Below are 15,286 nucleotides of genomic sequence, written 5' to 3'. Positions count from 1 at the left end.
TATCCATGAATATAAAAAGTAAGGTATCGCCATCGCCGAAAGAGGGCGCCAATGGCTGGGATTTGGCGCATCTTGTGGGACAACTTATCGATCACCGCTGGATCATTATAGCTGTTACCGCCTTCTTCTTACTGATAGGCACGTTATACAGCCTGCTGGCGACGCCAATCTACAGCGCCGATGCGCTGGTGCAGGTTGAGCAGAAAAGTCCTAACACCGTACTGAATCAGCTGGGCGATATGCCACCTGCACCGGCTTCAGCGACTGAAATACAAATCCTGCAGTCCCGCATGGTCATCGGCAAAACGGTTGAAGATCTCGGTTTAGATATTCTGGTTGAGCAGAACTTCCTGCCGGTTATCGGCCAGGGCCTGTCACGCCTGATGGGTAACAAGCCTGCGGAAATTGCTGTTTCCCGCCTGACGCTGCCTGATGCCTGGGGTGAAAACACCCTGGAAATCGAGGTTGATGGCCCGGACAGCTATATCGTCTCTAAAGATGGCGATGAACTGTTTAAAGGCAAAATCAACCAGCTCGAAAACCATAATGGCGTCACGATGCTGGTTAGCGGCATTGATGCTGAACCCGGCACCAGCTTTACCATCACCAAGCTGTCCGAACTCTCTGCAATCAAAATGGTGGTCGGTAACCTGGCCATTGCGGATAAAGGGGCGGATACCGGCGTGCTGGGGCTGACCTATACGGGTGAAGACCCTGAACAGATCAGCAAGGTTCTGAACCAGATTATCAACAACTATCTGGTACAGAATATCCAGCGTAAATCAGCGGAAGCGCAGAACAGCCTGGAGTTCCTCGAACATCAGATGCCGCTGGTGCGCACTAAGCTGGACGAAGCCGAAGACAAGCTCAACACTTACCGTCGTAACAACGAATCAGTTGATATGTCGCTGGAAGCCAAGTCTGCGCTCGACTCTTCGGTCAGCGTCCAGACGCAGCTGAACGAGCTGACGTTCCGTGAAGCGGAAGTGTCCCAGCTGTTTAAGAAAGATCACCCGACCTACCGCGCACTGTTAGAAAAACGTAAAACGCTGGAAGACGAGCAGAAAAAGCTGAACCAGAAAATTGGTCAGATGCCGCAAACCCAGCAGGAAATTTTACGACTGACCCGAGACGTGCAGGCAGGCCAGGAAATTTACATGCAGCTGCTGAACCGTCAGCAGGAACTGCGTATCAGCAAGGCCAGTACGGTTGGCGATGTGCGTATTATCGACCACGCGGCCACCGGCGCGAAACCTGTCGCACCGAAGAAAGCCATGATTATGCTGGTCAGCCTGATCCTTGGCCTGCTGGTTTCCGTCGGGCTCGTGCTGCTGAAGGCGCTGTTCCATCACGGTATCTCCAGCCCTGACCAGCTTGAAGAGCACGGCATGAACGTCTATGCCAGCGTGCCGCTCTCTGAATGGCAGCGCAAGAAGGATGCTGAAGCCTTACTGAAGCGTGGCGTCAGCAATAAGCAGGACCCACATAACACGCTGCTGGCGTTGGGCAACCCGACTGACCTTTCTATCGAAGCGATTCGTAGCCTGCGTACCAGCCTGCACTTCGCCATGATGGAAGCCAAAAACAACGTACTGATGATCACCGGTGCCAGCCCGGGTATTGGTAAAACCTTTATCTGCGCCAACCTGGCGACGCTGGTGGCGAAAGCGGGCCAGAAAGTGCTGTTTATCGATGGCGATATGCGTCGTGGTTATACCCACGAACTGTTAGGTGCCAGCAGCAAAGTCGGCCTGTCCGATATTCTGTCCGGCAGAAAACCGTTCACGCCTGAGCTTATTCAGCATGGTGATTATGGTTTCGATTTTATCGCCCGCGGTCAGGTGCCGCCTAACCCTTCTGAGCTACTGATGCATTCACGTATGAATGAGCTGCTGGAGTGGGCGAACAAGAACTACGATCTGGTGCTGATCGATACGCCACCTGTGCTGGCCGTTACCGATGCGACCATTATCGGCAAGCTTGCCGGCACCTCGCTGATGGTGGCGCGTTTCGAAACCAATACGCTGAAAGAAGTAGACTTCAGCTACAAGCGCTTTGCACAAAATGGCATTGATATTAAGGGCGTTATCCTTAATGCCGTGGTGCGCCGTGCCGCAAATGCGTATGGCTACGGTTATGATTATTACGATTACAGCTATAAAGGTGATAGCAAAAGTAAAGCGTAAGGAGAGGCGCCTTTCAGCCAGTGGCTGGAGGGCGCTCTTTACCGGAAATCATCTCTAATTAAGCCGTTTCTTCGTAACGTTAAAAGGTGCCTGGCAATGAAGGATATTTTCTTTTCCATCGTCATTCCTGCATATAATGCATCAGAATCAATTATCACGACGCTTGACTGCGTTAAGGCGCAAAGTTATCAGAACTTTGAAGTGATTATCGTTGACGATAAATCCGCCGATGCCGCAAAGCTGGCCGACGTGGTTAACGGCGAGCGCTACAGCGAACTGAAGAAAACGCTGCTGCTGTCTGAGGTGAAACTCAACGGCGCAGGAGCCAGAAACAAAGGTATCGATCTGGCAACGGGCGATTATGTCTGCTTCCTGGATGCTGACGATGAGTGGCATCAGGATAAGCTGCTGGAAACCGCCAAAAGAATTGAAGAGCTGACCGCACAGGGCAAAGATCGCGTGGTGATCTTCAGCCAGGTCAATATTATTCAGGATGGGGCATTCCTTAAAGTTATGCCGCTGAACCTGCCCGCCAGTGACGAAAGCATCGCGGAATATCTCTTCGGCTGCTACGGTTTTATTCAGACCAGTACCATTGTGCTGAAACGTGAACACGCTGCCGAAATTAAATTCGACGAACGTTTTATCCGTCATCAGGATTACGACTTCTGCATCCGGGCGGATAAAAGTGGTTTCGAATTCAATATGATTGCCAAACCGCTGGCCAATTATCATATGGTGACCTCGTTTAACTCGAGTCATAAAGGCGAGTCTGTGAAGTATTCCAGCTTCTGGCTGGAAAGTATGAGCCCGTACCTGAGTAAGCGGGATGTTTACACCTATAAAGCCTATAAGCTTCCAATTCGCTACAAAATGGATGGCAAAGTCCTCCATGCCAGCCTCAGCTTCGCGCAATATTTCTTCCTGACAAATAAAGGTAATCGCAATTATTTTATCGGTCGTATAAAACAGAAGTTTTCTGAACGCTTGTCGAAAAAATAGCACCGATTAGAATAATACGGCGGAAAATTAGCATGGCAATTTATTGGATTATCAGTTACAGCATTATGGCATGCTGTATTTTTGAGTTGGCAGCAATAAACCAACTGAATGACACCAGGATTAAACGCTTTGTTACTTACCTGGCTTTTATCTGCACCATGGCACTGATCATCTTTGGCGGGATTCGTGGTGCAAATTCAGGGATGGACGATCATCAGTACCTGGATTTCTTTCATAACTTCTTTTATCAGTTACAGATAACGGATTATGAGGCAATCACCGATACTTACCGATATGAAAAACTGTTCATGCTGCTGGCCTGGTTTTTCTCTTTGTTTACCCGGGAAAGCTACTACTTTCTTTTCTTTATCTGTGCGATTGCAGTTACCACTAACGCCTACTGCTATAGAAAATATGCACCGCTGATGCTCTGCTCGCTTTGCTTATATTCAGCTCACCTGTTTATAAACAAGGATATGAACCAGATTCGCTTTGGCCTTTCCAGTGCTTTTGCTGTTGCGTTTGTCTGCTCACTCGCCACGAGAAAATATATTCTGGCGGCCTGCTTCTTTGTGCTGAGTACCCAGTCACACGCGACAGGCTATACCATTATTCTGGTTTTACCCTTTATTTTTCTGCGGGAAAGAAAGTATCTGCCTCTTTTCCTGATTATGTGCGCCATCCCGTTAGGGATTATTGGTGGCAGGAAACTGTTCCTCGACTCGCTGGGGATCATTCCGGGGCTGGGTGAAAGGGCGGTAAGTTATACCGGCACCAACTTTGATGCCTCAGCGCCGGTGTTTGGACTGGCTAACCTGAAAAATATCGCCTTTGTGTTTATGTTCACGATCTATTACTTCCGTAATGGCATCATGAAAGGAGATCGCTTTGTTTATCTGTTACTCATCACTTACAGCTTAGGTGCGGCTATCCGTATTACCTTCTCTGACTTTACCATATTCGGCGGCAGGGTCGGCAATCTGTTCCTGCATACTGAGCCGCTGCTGTTTGCCTTCCTGATGATGCGGATAAGAAATATCTTAATAAACTTTGGGATACTTTTTGCTATTACGTCCTATTATCTTGCCTACAATACGATTCTTTCCGCGCAGTCTATTCTCGGTTATAGCGTGGCGCCCCTGTTCAGGCTGTTTGGGTAAGCTCTCCAGCATCTGAATTTTTCAGCGTCGCTGAATATCATTACGCAGTACACAGAAGTTACTGGCGACAGTAACTTCTGTTTTTTAAGCATGCCCTGTTCGCTGGCGAAGCCAGCCAGTGATTTTATCGGGGGAGTATTTCCCCAGATAGCTTGGATCGATTTTATAAATGGGATGATTTGAATGTACAAATTGCTGATTCTTATCGACAGAATTTCCAACAGTGGCGGCACCGACCGCGTGGCCAGTACGCTGTCAAGTTTACTGTGCAAGGACAATTATGATGTCACGCTGTTTTCGCTGGAAGAGGGCGAGCCTTTTTATCCGATCGCGCCTGAAGTCAAAATTCGCTATGCCCGCTCTGCCAATCGCCAGATGAAACTCCTGGAGTTTATCCGCTTCGCCCGCGGCGAGCACCCCGACGGAATTATGATTATTTCGATGGGTAAGCTCTCCGTTCAGTCGATCCTCGCGCTGAAGCTGTTCCGGATTAAAGCTAAGATTATCTGCTGCGATCACGTCTCAATTGAAACCTTCAAGCCCGCCATTCGTAAGCTGAAAGTGTTCTGTTATTCGCTCGCCGATAAGATCGCCGTATTAACCAACCACGACAAGCACTACCTTGAGACCAAATACAAGGTGAAAAACGTCCATGTGGTGAGGAACATTTCGCCTTTTGCCGGTGAGCGTGAGGCGGTTAGCTTCGACACGCTGTACGCCCAGAAACAAAATAAAGTCCTGGCGGTGGGGCGGCTCACCTACCAGAAAAATTTTGGCCGTATGCTGGATGTCTGGAAAAAGGTGAATAAGCAGGGATGGCAGCTGCAAATTGTTGGTAAAGGCGAAGAGCAGGAGGAGCTGCTGCAAAAGATTAAAGCCAGCGGCCTCGAAGAGAGTACGGAAATCGTCACGCCCAATAAGCAAATCAATGAATTCTACCGTTCAGCTGGCATGATTATTATGACTTCGCGCTATGAAGGCCTGCCGATGGTACTGATTGAGGCGAAAGATTTTGCGCTACCGGCCATTGCCTTCGACTGTAAAACCGGTCCGGCGGAAATCATTAAAGATGATGGCTACGTCGTGGAATATGACAATGACGATCTTTTTGTTCGCCATCTGAATGAACTGATCGCTGATAACGAAAAGAGAAAAGCGTTAGCACAGGCGGCCTGGCGTAATTCCGAAAATTACGGACCGACGCTGATCTTAAAGAAATGGAACGACATCCTGAATTAATAAGAAGGTAATATGTTTTCAGTACTTATTTCACTCTATAACCGGGAAAAGGCCGACAATCTCGAACAGTGCCTGCAAAGTTTACATCAGCAGACGCTGCAGGCGGATGAAATTGTCCTGGTCTATGACGGTCTGGTCGGCGACACGCTGAAGGCCGTGGTGGAGAAGTGGATGGGGTTACTCCCGATAATCATCTTACCGCTGGAGAAGAATGTCGGGCTGGGCAAAGCGTTAAACGCAGGCCTCGATCGCTGTACGCACAATATCGTGGCGCGTATGGATACCGACGATATCTGCCTGCCTGAACGTTTTGCCATGCAGATCCCTTATATGGAAGCGCATCCCGATGTGGCGTTGCTGGGCGCTGCCGTCATTGAGTTTGATGAGCATGGCAAAGAGCGTCTGAAACGCCTGCCGCTCAGCAATGAAGAGATCCGCCAGTTCGCGCGAATGAAAAACCCGTTCAACCATATGTGCGTGGTGTTCCGTAAAGATAAAGTGATTGCAGCAGGCAGCTATCAGCATCACCTGTTTATGGAAGATTACAACCTGTGGCTGCGGATGATGGCGCAGGGTTATCAGGTCGCCAATCAGCATGAGGTGCTGATGAAGGTCAGGGCTGGCAGCGAGATGGTGAGCAAGCGTCGCGGCATGACCTATATCAAAAGTGAAATGCAGCTTTATGCGCTCAAGATGAAGCTGAAACAGACCAACCTGATAAACGGCACGCTCTACTTTTTGATCCGCACTTCCACGCGTGTGATGCCTGCCAGCGTGATGCAGTTTCTCTATGAGAAAGATCGCAAAGGCTGAGCCAGTCACGCCATGTTTATCTCAGTAATAGCCCCTTGAAGAGGGCTAATACGCAAGCCGGCAGGACCCGCTGCCGCTTTTAGCGGCAGTCGCGGCCCAGGAAGCAAAATACAAATAACAGCCCGGCGCAAAAATACTCTGGATAAATACCCGCAATTCATTAATTAACCACGGAATTTTCTATGAAACGCAGAGATTTAATCCGGACAGCATTCTCTTCGGTTGTGGCTACCGCGGCATTAGGCGCGCTGCCAGCCCAGGCGCGTGGCGATGAGTGGGGGCCGGTAAAACTTAAAAAAGTCCCTAAAGAAGCCATTCCCAAAAGCGACGTGCCTATTTTCTCCCCTGACGATGTCTTTACCATGCCGGACCGCTTCTGGCAGGATTTCAGGGGTAAGCTTTATATAGGGAAAGCGGGTCAGGACCCGACCCAGCCGCAGAACCTCGCCGACGTCTTCTTTAAGAATGCCCGGGGTGAGGTCGCTCTGCTGCAGCAGCCCATTATGCTGACCAGCGACACGTTGAAGAAATTTGTGGCTGAAAAAGGCGCGCTCTGGTCAGACAGCGAATACTCAATGGCGCTCTATAACGATCGCGATGAGCAGCTGTTCTACGTTCCGGATGTGAAAAACAGCGGCGTGTCTGAATTCAGCCGCCGCCTCGCTCAGCCCTCGGGCTATCAGCTTATCGGAGAGATCGCCTCCTGGGCCGATCTTCAGCAGACGCGCCCGCTCTTTGCCGGTGCGAAAGTACGCCTTCAGGGCTGGCATACGGGATCAAACGTGGGCGGCGGCGCGTTTGTCGGTGAACTTACGCAGGCGGAAGATGACGGCGGCTATATTGCTTCAGCGGGCAAAGATTATCACTGGCGTCGTGTAGCTGACGATCTCAACCGGATGACGCTGTTTGACTTCGGCGCGATCGCGGACGGCGAAACGGATTGCCGCCCTGCCGTGATGGCGATGTATCGCTGGGCGCAGAATAAAAACCAGCGATTGTCGATCCAGTTTCCCGCCGGGCGTTTCTTTCTCTCTTCATTTGATATTGCAGATAACTATCTGCCTTTTTTCAGGCTATCAGGCGCGACGGTTAATTTCGGCTATTTTCCGTCCACCACGCTGCTTTCAGATGGCAATGCCGACTTCCTGTTTAAGGTAAATGCCCGCTGGGTTGAAATCAGCAATATCAGTTTCGACGGCCAGACCAATAAAAGCGCAAATACGCAGGGCATTTTCCATAACAGTTGCCCGGCCGGACAATATTTCCGGGGTTCCTGTTTGCGTTTCGTTAATGTCGGGGGCGTCTCGCTCAGCCTGATCGATACGCTCGACTGTAAAGTTGATCAATGGTATGCAAAGCGCTGCACCGGCGATGTGATTAAAGCCACCTGGTCTATGACCAAAAAAGGCAACTGGGATCACAGCACGGCGATCGAACTCTCCAATTTCAACGTGCAATATTGCACCAAAGGCAAAGTGCTTAATCTGCCTCGTTGTACACAGTCCCTCATCCATAACGGCTGGATCGAACATAGCGAGTTTCCCGGCGATATTTCCAACGGACAGTGGATTGTCGATGCGTTGAGTCTTGAGGATTGTGATAATCCGCTGAATGCCCACTTCTCGCGGCTTAATATGCGCCAGACCAATCTGCAGTCCGGTAGCTGGATTGATAACTCGCAGAGCGGAGATGAATGGCTCAGCGCCTTCGAGCGTGGCTCCACCCGCGTGGAATCCTGGGGGATCGCGGTTGATGGCAGCATGAAGTACAACTATCTGACTTCCCGCTTTCGCCTTGAAAACCACAGCAATCAGGAAAAATGGTTTCTGCTTGGTAACATCCATACGCCGGACGTGGGCGACAGCTGGGAAATCGAAATACTGGGTCAGTCGCAGTTCAGTAACGGTACAGACAGCAAGCCGCTCAAAAATGTTGTTGTTGATCGTAACACGGGCGGCAGGGCGCTAATCAGTTTACACCGGAAGGTGAAAGGCTTTGAAGCCAGCTGGCATGCTGAAGGCAGCAGTCCCATCGTCGATGTGATCTATACCACCAGGCAAGATGCGGATACCAGAGTCTATGTAAAGCTGACGGGTTGGGTCGGTTCAGCAGGCGTGTTAATGAAAACCACGGCGAAGGATCGGTTCAGCACCGGTCAGTGTGCTCGCTTTGACAGCAAGATGAGTGCAGAAAATCCGCCTCAAGGGGATAAAGCGCACCGTGCGGTGCGTCGTTTTTCACTGCACAACGGAAAAGCGGGCATCGGTGCTAATGAGCAGGGCGATCTGTTAATGCAGTCGCGGCGCCTCAAAGAAGAGGAGGTCGAGACTTCACAGCCGGGCGGCTATATCTCGGTGGTGGTGAATGGTCAGCAGGTTGCCGTACCTTGGTTTGCCTTAAAAAAATAAGCGATTTGCCGGGTTTTTGCCCGGTGCAGAGCAGTAACCTGCCAGTGAATGTCACGTTACGTCACCTCCTTCTGTAAAGCTTCAGACGGAGTACTCTGTTGATTTTTAGGATAATTACTCTTAATTATTTAGCCGGCATGGTTAATAATATATTGTAAAATTACAAAAAAACTTGTGGGGTTCTATGAAGATTTTGTTGGTTGGCAATCACACCTGTGGAAATCGTGGTGATGGCGCTATTTTACGTGGGATTATTGATTCGCTTAACCTCGCAAGAAACGACCTGGAAATAGATGTCATCAGTCGCTATCCCACCAGCTCAGGATATCTTCTGCAGCGGGAGATCATGCCGGATGAACTCTACCTGGAAACGAAAAAGAAGAGCCGGCTGATCGATAAGGTAAAACGCCGACTGATGCCAAAAATTATGATGGCGCATATCAGCGGGCGCGGGATATTTAAGTCTTTCGCCGTTCCTAAATATTTGCAGGATTTCACCAATAAGCTTCAGCAGTATGATGCTGTTATTCAGGTGGGGGGATCATTCTTTGTTGATCTTTATGGCCCATTACAGTTTGAGCACTCGCTTTGTGCGCTGCTGGCGAAAAAACCTGTCTATATGATTGGGCACAGCGTCGGACCTTTCCAGAAAGAAAGATTCAACGAAATTGCCAATTTTGTCTTCGCCCGGGTGAACAGCCTTGTACTGCGCGAAAGCGTCAGCCTGGAAATGATGAAGAAAAGTAACATTACCACAGAGAAAGTGGTGCAGGGCGCGGACACTGCCTTCCTGGTCCGGGCGCGCAATGTGGAATCACCTGCTTATAACCTGGTTCACTGGCAGCAGCAGATTGCTGCGAAAAAAACAATTGCCATCACGGTCCGTGAACTGGCGCCGTTTGATAAACGTCTGGGCATCACGCAGCAGGAATATGAGGCCGCTTACGGCAAAGTAATTAATGCCATGATTGCCCGTGGCTACCAGGTCGTGGCGATGTCTACCTGTACCGGCATCGACAGTTATCATAAAGATGACCGTATGGTCGCCATGACGCTGCGCGATCAGGTGGTTGAGAAAGAGAATTACCACGTCATTATGGATGAATTCAACGATCTGGAGCTGGGTATTTTGCTGGCCGGATGTCATCTGACCATCGGGACCCGCCTGCACTCCGCGATAATCTCCATGAACTTTGGGACACCTGCCGTGGCGATTAACTATGAGCACAAATCGCTGGGCGTAATGAATCAGCTGGGCCTGCCGGATATGGCGACCGATGTGAAAAGTTTAATGGATGGCAGCATCATCACTAAAGTCAATGGCATCCTGGATAACTACGAGGCGGTGAAGCAGCAGGTCGATCTCGCAGTTGAACAGGAAAGGATCCTCGGAAATAAAATTACTGAAGACGTCGTCAGGATTTTAGGGTGAATCGATGAAACTTACCTTCTTCACTATGCGGTTTCCGGTCTCGTCAGAGACCTTCGTGCTTAATCAGGTCATCCATTTTATTGACAACGGCTATGACGTTGACATCATTTCGGTTTTTCCCGGCGATCTGGTTAACCGGCATGGTGCTTTCGACCAATATAACCTGGCCGATAAGATTCATTACCTTCTTCCTGAAGATAAAGATACCGGTAAGGAAAAGCTGAAGCAGCGTCTGCAAATTGTCCTGCCAAAAATCTTTAAGCCAGCGACGTTCAAATCGCTGAACGTGGGCCGCTATGGGGCACAGTCTATCAAACTGCTGCTGCCGGCGATTGTCGCCCACGCCAAAGAGACCATCACGGCGGACGTTTTTCTGGTGCACTTCGGTTATGCGGGCGCGCTGGCAAATAAATTGCGTGAGCTTAATGTGCTGCGCGGTAAACAGGTAACCGTTTTTCACGGTGCCGATATTTCCCGCCGGCATATTCTCGAAGAACATAAACAGGATTACCAGCACCTTTTCCGCCAGAGCGAACTGCTGCTGCCGATCAGTAATCTGTGGAAAAACAAGCTGATTACCATGGGCTGTCCGCCCGAAAAAATTCAGGTTACCCGGATGGGGATTGAGCCTGAGAAATTCAATTTTAAGGCGCGCGAATCGCTTCACTCGCCGCTGCGCATCCTCTCCGTTGCCCGTCTGACCGAGAAAAAAGGCCTTAACGTCGCCGTTGAAGCCTGCAAATACCTGAGAGATCAGGGCGCCAACTTTGAATACACCATCATCGGCAATGGCGACCTTGAGGAAGCACTTCAGGCAGACATCCGTAAATGGAATCTGGAAGAGAACGTGAAAATGGTGGGTTTTAAGCCGCAGGAGGAGATTAAGCGTTATCTCGATGAAGCGGACATTTTCCTGTTACCGTCTCTCACCGCCGCCGATGGCGATATGGAAGGGATCCCTGTTGCACTGATGGAAGCGATGGCGGTAGGACTGCCGGTTGTTTCCACCGATCACAGCGGCATTCCTGAGCTTATTGAAAACAACGTTTCCGGCTGGCTGGCGCCAGAAGGGGATGCGAAAGCACTGGGTGAAATCCTGCTCAGATTGGCGAAGAGTGAAGTTGACGTCGCGCCCGTAGTGCATGCCGCGAGAGAAAAAGTGGAAACGGAATTTAATCAGCATATCGCCTACCGTGATCTGGCGAAAATTCTGGAGCAACTGGCGTGAGTGGTTTAAAAAACCAGGCCGCATGGCTTTTTGGCGGCACCTGCTTTGCCGCCGCGCTTCAGGTGATGCAGCTTGGCGTGCTCGCCCGCAAGCTTGAAACGAGTGAACTGGGTATCCTGGCGATTATCAATGCGATCCTGGCGGTGGCGATGGTCCTTCAGGATATGGGGATGAGCAGCTATATTGTGCATCGCCAGAACATTACCCGTAAAGAACAGAGTACTATCTACTGGGTGAACGTGCTGCTCAGCCTGCTGACCGGCCTGCTGCTGATTGCGATCGCGTGGCCGATCGCGCATTTTTACCATATTCCGCAGCTGACCGGGCTGATTATGCTCACAAGTCTTAACTTCCTGGTGCTGGGTTCGCTGTCGCAATATCAGGCGCATTTTATTAAAACCAAACGCATGGTGCTGCTGGCGAAAATAGAAATGGTCACGAAACTGCTGGCCTTTCTGTTCACCGTGGGTCTGCTTTATTACACGCCGCTGAATGTCTCTGCCGTTATTCTTGGCTTATTTGCAAATGCCGTTATGCGTATTATGTGCATGATCTGGTTTGGCGAAAAGTCCTGGCGCCCCACTTTTGAATTTGATAAGACGACCTTTTTCAGCTCCATTAAGTATGGCATTTACCAGCTGGGTTCCCAGACCATTAACCAGCTTCGCACCCAGGCCGACTCGCTGATTGTGGGCAAAGTTATGGGCGCAGAAATGTTGGGCATTTACTCGCTGGCGAAGGAGCTGGTGCTTCAGCCGCTCAAGCTGGTTACGCCGGTGATTAACCGTCTTGCGCTGCCGCGCTTTGCTGAGAAGCAGCATGAGCCGGCGCAGTTGCAGAAGCTGTTCCTGAAGGGCACGCTGGTCATTATGTTGTTCAGCAGCCTGCTCTATCTGGGCATCGGCATTCTCTCGCCAGTGATTGTCCGGGTACTTTATGGACCGGCGCATGAAACGGTAGGGCACCTTATCCCACTGATGCTGCTGTTTGGTATGCTGAGACCTATGGGCGGGCTGACCGGGGCCATTTCGCAGGCAAACGGCCGTACCAACTCCGAGTTCTACTGGAACGTGGTGGCAAGTATCATCGTGGTAATGGTGCTGGCAACGACCTGGTTCTACCCGAACGTTTGGTACGTGGCGCTGACGCTCTCACTCTCCCAGGTACTGATTTCAGCCTTCGCCCATCCGTTCTTTATCAAACCTGTCATTGGTATTGGCTTTATCCCCTATGCCCGACAGTGGGTAGCCGTCTCGGTGGCTTTCGTGGGTATTATGGGGCTTGTCAGCTACTATAATCTCTATATCCGGCCTGAGTGGTTTAGCGGTTGGTTCTGACGTTAAATTTCATGTTAAACAAAAGGTAACCGTGCAGACGGTTGCCTTTTTTTATTTTAGTCGGCTTAATATTACGCGGGATAAAATGGTGTGAAATTATACCCATCGCCTGATAGTTATTTCCGCTTAATAATCATGCCGCCTCTTAAGGCAAATCCACGGGTTACTTTTGCCTGATAGTGGGTTAATTAAGGCCTTCAGCGATACCATTTTCAGATTAAGATTATACTTGCTAATCATTTCTTTAATGCATAATCGATGAACGCTTTTTACCTCATTTATATGGAAAAATTATGACCAAGCTTAAAGCAGTTATCCCCGTTGCGGGTCTGGGTATGCACATGCTCCCTGCTACAAAAGCCATTCCTAAAGAGATGCTGCCCGTCGTGGATAAGCCGATGATTCAGTACATCATCGACGAATGCGTGGCGGCAGGTATCAAGGAAATTGTCCTGGTCACTCACGCCTCGAAAAATGCCGTTGAAAACCATTTTGACACCTCCTATGAGCTGGAAGCGCTGCTGGAAGCGCGCGTCAAGCGTTCACTGCTGAGTGAAGTGCAGTCAATTTGTCCTCCGGGCGTTACTATCATGAACGTACGTCAGCCTCAGCCGCTGGGCCTGGCGAACTCAATCCTTTGCGCACGTCCTATGTTGCATGACGAAGCCTTTGTGGTTATCCTGCCGGATGTGCTGCTGGACGACTCTACCGCCGATCCGCTGCGCTATAACCTGGCGGCGATGGTTGCCCGCTTTGAAGAAACTGGCCGCAGCCAGGTACTGGCTCACCACATGCCGGAAGCCGATCTGAGCGAATACTCGGTAATCAAAACCCGTGACGTGATGGATAACCCAGGGCAGATCAGCGAGATCGTCGACTTCGTTGAAAAACCTGAAAATCCACAGACGCTTGATTCTGACCTGGCTGCTGTGGGACGCTATGTGCTCTCTGCGGATATCTGGGCTGAGCTGGAAAATCTGGAGCCGGGCGCCTGGGGCCGTTATCAGCTCACCGACGCCATCGCCAGCCTGGCGAAAAAGCAGCCGGTTGATGCGCACCAGCTATCCGGTACAAGTTTTGACTGTGGCCGTAAGCTGGGTTATATGAAAGCGTTCGTCTCCTGGGGACTGCGTAACAATGCGCAGGGCCGGGAATTCCGCGATGCTATCCAGACCATTCTGGCAAAGTAATCCGTCATTCGATCATGGCCGCGCCGCTGCGCGGGCTGACAAGGAGTTAACATGGCTATTTTAGTTACGGGCGGAGCGGGCTACATCGGTTCTCACACGGTGCTGACGCTGCTTGAGCGTGGCGACGACGTGGTGGTGCTGGATAACCTGAGTAACGCCTCACGGGAATCCCTGAGCCGGGTCGAGAAACTGACAGGCAAAAAGGCGGCCTTCTGCGAAGGTGACATTCTGGATCGCGCCTGCCTGCGCGATCTTTTTACTCAGCATGATATCTCTGCGGTCATCCACTTTGCCGGCCTGAAGGCGGTAGGGGAGTCAACCCGTATTCCGCTGGCCTATTATCAGAACAACGTCACCGGGACGCTGGTTCTGCTGGAAGAGATGCGCGCTGCTGGCGTCAATCAGTTTATCTTCAGTTCATCCGCGACGGTGTATGGTGCTGATGCGCCTGTCCCCTATGTGGAAACCACAACGATTGGCGGCACGACCAGCCCTTACGGCACCTCGAAGCTGATGGTTGAGATGATTCTGCGTGACTATGCCAAAGCCAACCCGGAGTTTAAAGCCATCGCGCTGCGCTACTTCAACCCGGTTGGCGCGCATGAGTCTGGTGAGATTGGCGAAGATCCGAACGGCATTCCTAACAACCTGCTGCCATACATCGCCCAGGTTGCGATTGGCCGTCTGGAGAAGCTGGGCATTTTTGGTGGTGACTACCCAACCAAAGATGGCACCGGCGAGCGTGACTATATTCACGTCATGGATCTGGCGGAAGGGCATCTGAAAGCGCTGGATCACATCGATGCGGTCACCGGTTATAAAGCCTATAACCTGGGCGCGGGCGTTGGTTACTCGGTGCTGGAAATGGTGAAGGCGTTTGAGAAAGCGGCAGGTAAGGAGATCCCTTACGACATCAAACCGCGCCGCGATGGCGATCTGCCTGCCTTCTGGGCCGATGCCTCACTGGCGGACAAAGAGCTGGACTGGCGCGTCTCACGCGGCATTGATGAGATGATGCGTGATACCTGGAACTGGCAAAGTAAGAATCCGAACGGTTACAGATAATGTTGAAAAGCTCATAAGAACGCTCCCCTTTATTGTATTGAAAGGGGAGCATTTTTTTTGTGAAGCCATGTAAATCAATACCCTGACGGAGTACATTATTCAGATAATGGGTAAAAATGGCCCCGATTGCGTGTGAAATAACCACTTAAACGTACAAAATGCAATTATCCTTGGGCTTAATGTAAAATTTGCCTAATCTTAGCTTGTTTATGACAAAGGGAAGTAC

At 50.6% G+C, this 15,286-nt stretch carries 11 protein-coding genes; all 11 read left to right on the top strand.

All coding sequences use genetic code 11. From position 1 onward, the window contains the following. Window positions 1-5 precede the first annotated feature (5 nt). The 11 genes from wzc to galE all read left to right on the top strand — a co-directional run bounded on the left by wzc (window position 6) and on the right by galE (window position 15,060). Entirely contained in the window at window positions 6-2,186 is a 2,181-nt protein-coding gene (gene wzc / locus EA20_RS0100905; protein WP_024965034.1) for a tyrosine-protein kinase Wzc, read from the top strand. 96 nt (window positions 2,187-2,282) lie between these two features. Further along, window positions 2,283-3,188 (top strand): glycosyltransferase family 2 protein, encoded by a 906-nt coding sequence (locus tag EA20_RS0100900; RefSeq protein ID WP_024965033.1) that lies wholly within the window; start codon window positions 2,283-2,285, stop codon window positions 3,186-3,188. A gap of 32 nt (window positions 3,189-3,220) precedes the next feature. Next, a complete protein-coding gene (locus tag EA20_RS0100895; protein ID WP_024965032.1) occupies window positions 3,221-4,348 on the top strand; it encodes an EpsG family protein in 1,128 nt (375 codons plus the stop codon). Between the two features lie 183 nt (window positions 4,349-4,531). Next, the gene (locus tag EA20_RS0100890) at window positions 4,532-5,587 is read left to right on the top strand and encodes a glycosyltransferase family 4 protein (protein ID WP_024965031.1); all 1,056 of its coding nucleotides are present in this window, start codon (window positions 4,532-4,534) and stop codon (window positions 5,585-5,587) included. A gap of 12 nt (window positions 5,588-5,599) precedes the next feature. Beyond that, a complete protein-coding gene (locus EA20_RS0100885; RefSeq protein ID WP_024965030.1) occupies window positions 5,600-6,400 on the top strand; it encodes a glycosyltransferase in 801 nt (266 codons plus the stop codon). A gap of 182 nt (window positions 6,401-6,582) precedes the next feature. Then, complete coding sequence (locus EA20_RS0100880) at window positions 6,583-8,808, top strand: phage tailspike protein (RefSeq protein ID WP_024965029.1); 2,226 nt, start codon at window positions 6,583-6,585, stop codon at window positions 8,806-8,808. A 184-nt stretch (window positions 8,809-8,992) separates the two neighbouring features. Further along, on the top strand, window positions 8,993-10,240 hold the full coding sequence (wcaK, locus tag EA20_RS0100875) for a colanic acid biosynthesis pyruvyl transferase WcaK (RefSeq protein WP_024965028.1): 1,248 nt from the start codon (window positions 8,993-8,995) through the stop codon (window positions 10,238-10,240). 4 nt (window positions 10,241-10,244) lie between these two features. Beyond that, complete coding sequence (locus tag EA20_RS0100870; RefSeq protein WP_024965027.1) at window positions 10,245-11,468, top strand: glycosyltransferase; 1,224 nt, start codon at window positions 10,245-10,247, stop codon at window positions 11,466-11,468. Further along, entirely contained in the window at window positions 11,465-12,805 is a 1,341-nt protein-coding gene (locus EA20_RS0100865) for a lipopolysaccharide biosynthesis protein (protein WP_024965026.1), read from the top strand. The genes EA20_RS0100870 and EA20_RS0100865 overlap by 4 nt, the downstream gene beginning before the upstream one ends. Before the next feature lie 293 nt (window positions 12,806-13,098). After that, entirely contained in the window at window positions 13,099-13,995 is an 897-nt protein-coding gene (gene galF, locus EA20_RS0100855) for a UTP--glucose-1-phosphate uridylyltransferase GalF (RefSeq protein WP_024965025.1), read from the top strand. Window positions 13,996-14,046: 51 nt separating this feature from the next. Further along, complete coding sequence (galE, locus tag EA20_RS0100850; protein WP_024965024.1) at window positions 14,047-15,060, top strand: UDP-glucose 4-epimerase GalE; 1,014 nt, start codon at window positions 14,047-14,049, stop codon at window positions 15,058-15,060. The last annotated feature ends 226 nt before the right edge of the window (window positions 15,061-15,286 follow it).

The organism is Pantoea sp. IMH, from assembly GCF_000599885.1.
Taxonomy (GTDB): Bacteria; Pseudomonadota; Gammaproteobacteria; order Enterobacterales; family Enterobacteriaceae; genus Erwinia.
Note: the sequence above shows the minus strand (reverse complement) of the source record. Positions and strands in the feature narration are given on the sequence as shown.

Bases quoted from the DNA above. Each gene is read 5' to 3' on its own strand.
- wzc (WP_024965034.1), top strand. From the start codon at position 6: ATGAATATAAAAAGTAAGGTATCGCCATCGCCGAAAGAGGGCGCCAAT.
- EA20_RS0100900 (WP_024965033.1), top strand. From the start codon at position 2,283: ATGAAGGATATTTTCTTTTCCATCGTCATTCCTGCATATAATGCATCA.
- EA20_RS0100895 (WP_024965032.1), top strand. From the start codon at position 3,221: ATGGCAATTTATTGGATTATCAGTTACAGCATTATGGCATGCTGTATT.
- EA20_RS0100890 (WP_024965031.1), top strand. From the start codon at position 4,532: ATGTACAAATTGCTGATTCTTATCGACAGAATTTCCAACAGTGGCGGC.
- EA20_RS0100885 (WP_024965030.1), top strand. From the start codon at position 5,600: ATGTTTTCAGTACTTATTTCACTCTATAACCGGGAAAAGGCCGACAAT.
- EA20_RS0100880 (WP_024965029.1), top strand. From the start codon at position 6,583: ATGAAACGCAGAGATTTAATCCGGACAGCATTCTCTTCGGTTGTGGCT.
- wcaK (WP_024965028.1), top strand. From the start codon at position 8,993: ATGAAGATTTTGTTGGTTGGCAATCACACCTGTGGAAATCGTGGTGAT.
- EA20_RS0100870 (WP_024965027.1), top strand. From the start codon at position 10,245: ATGAAACTTACCTTCTTCACTATGCGGTTTCCGGTCTCGTCAGAGACC.
- galF (WP_024965025.1), top strand. From the start codon at position 13,099: ATGACCAAGCTTAAAGCAGTTATCCCCGTTGCGGGTCTGGGTATGCAC.
- galE (WP_024965024.1), top strand. From the start codon at position 14,047: ATGGCTATTTTAGTTACGGGCGGAGCGGGCTACATCGGTTCTCACACG.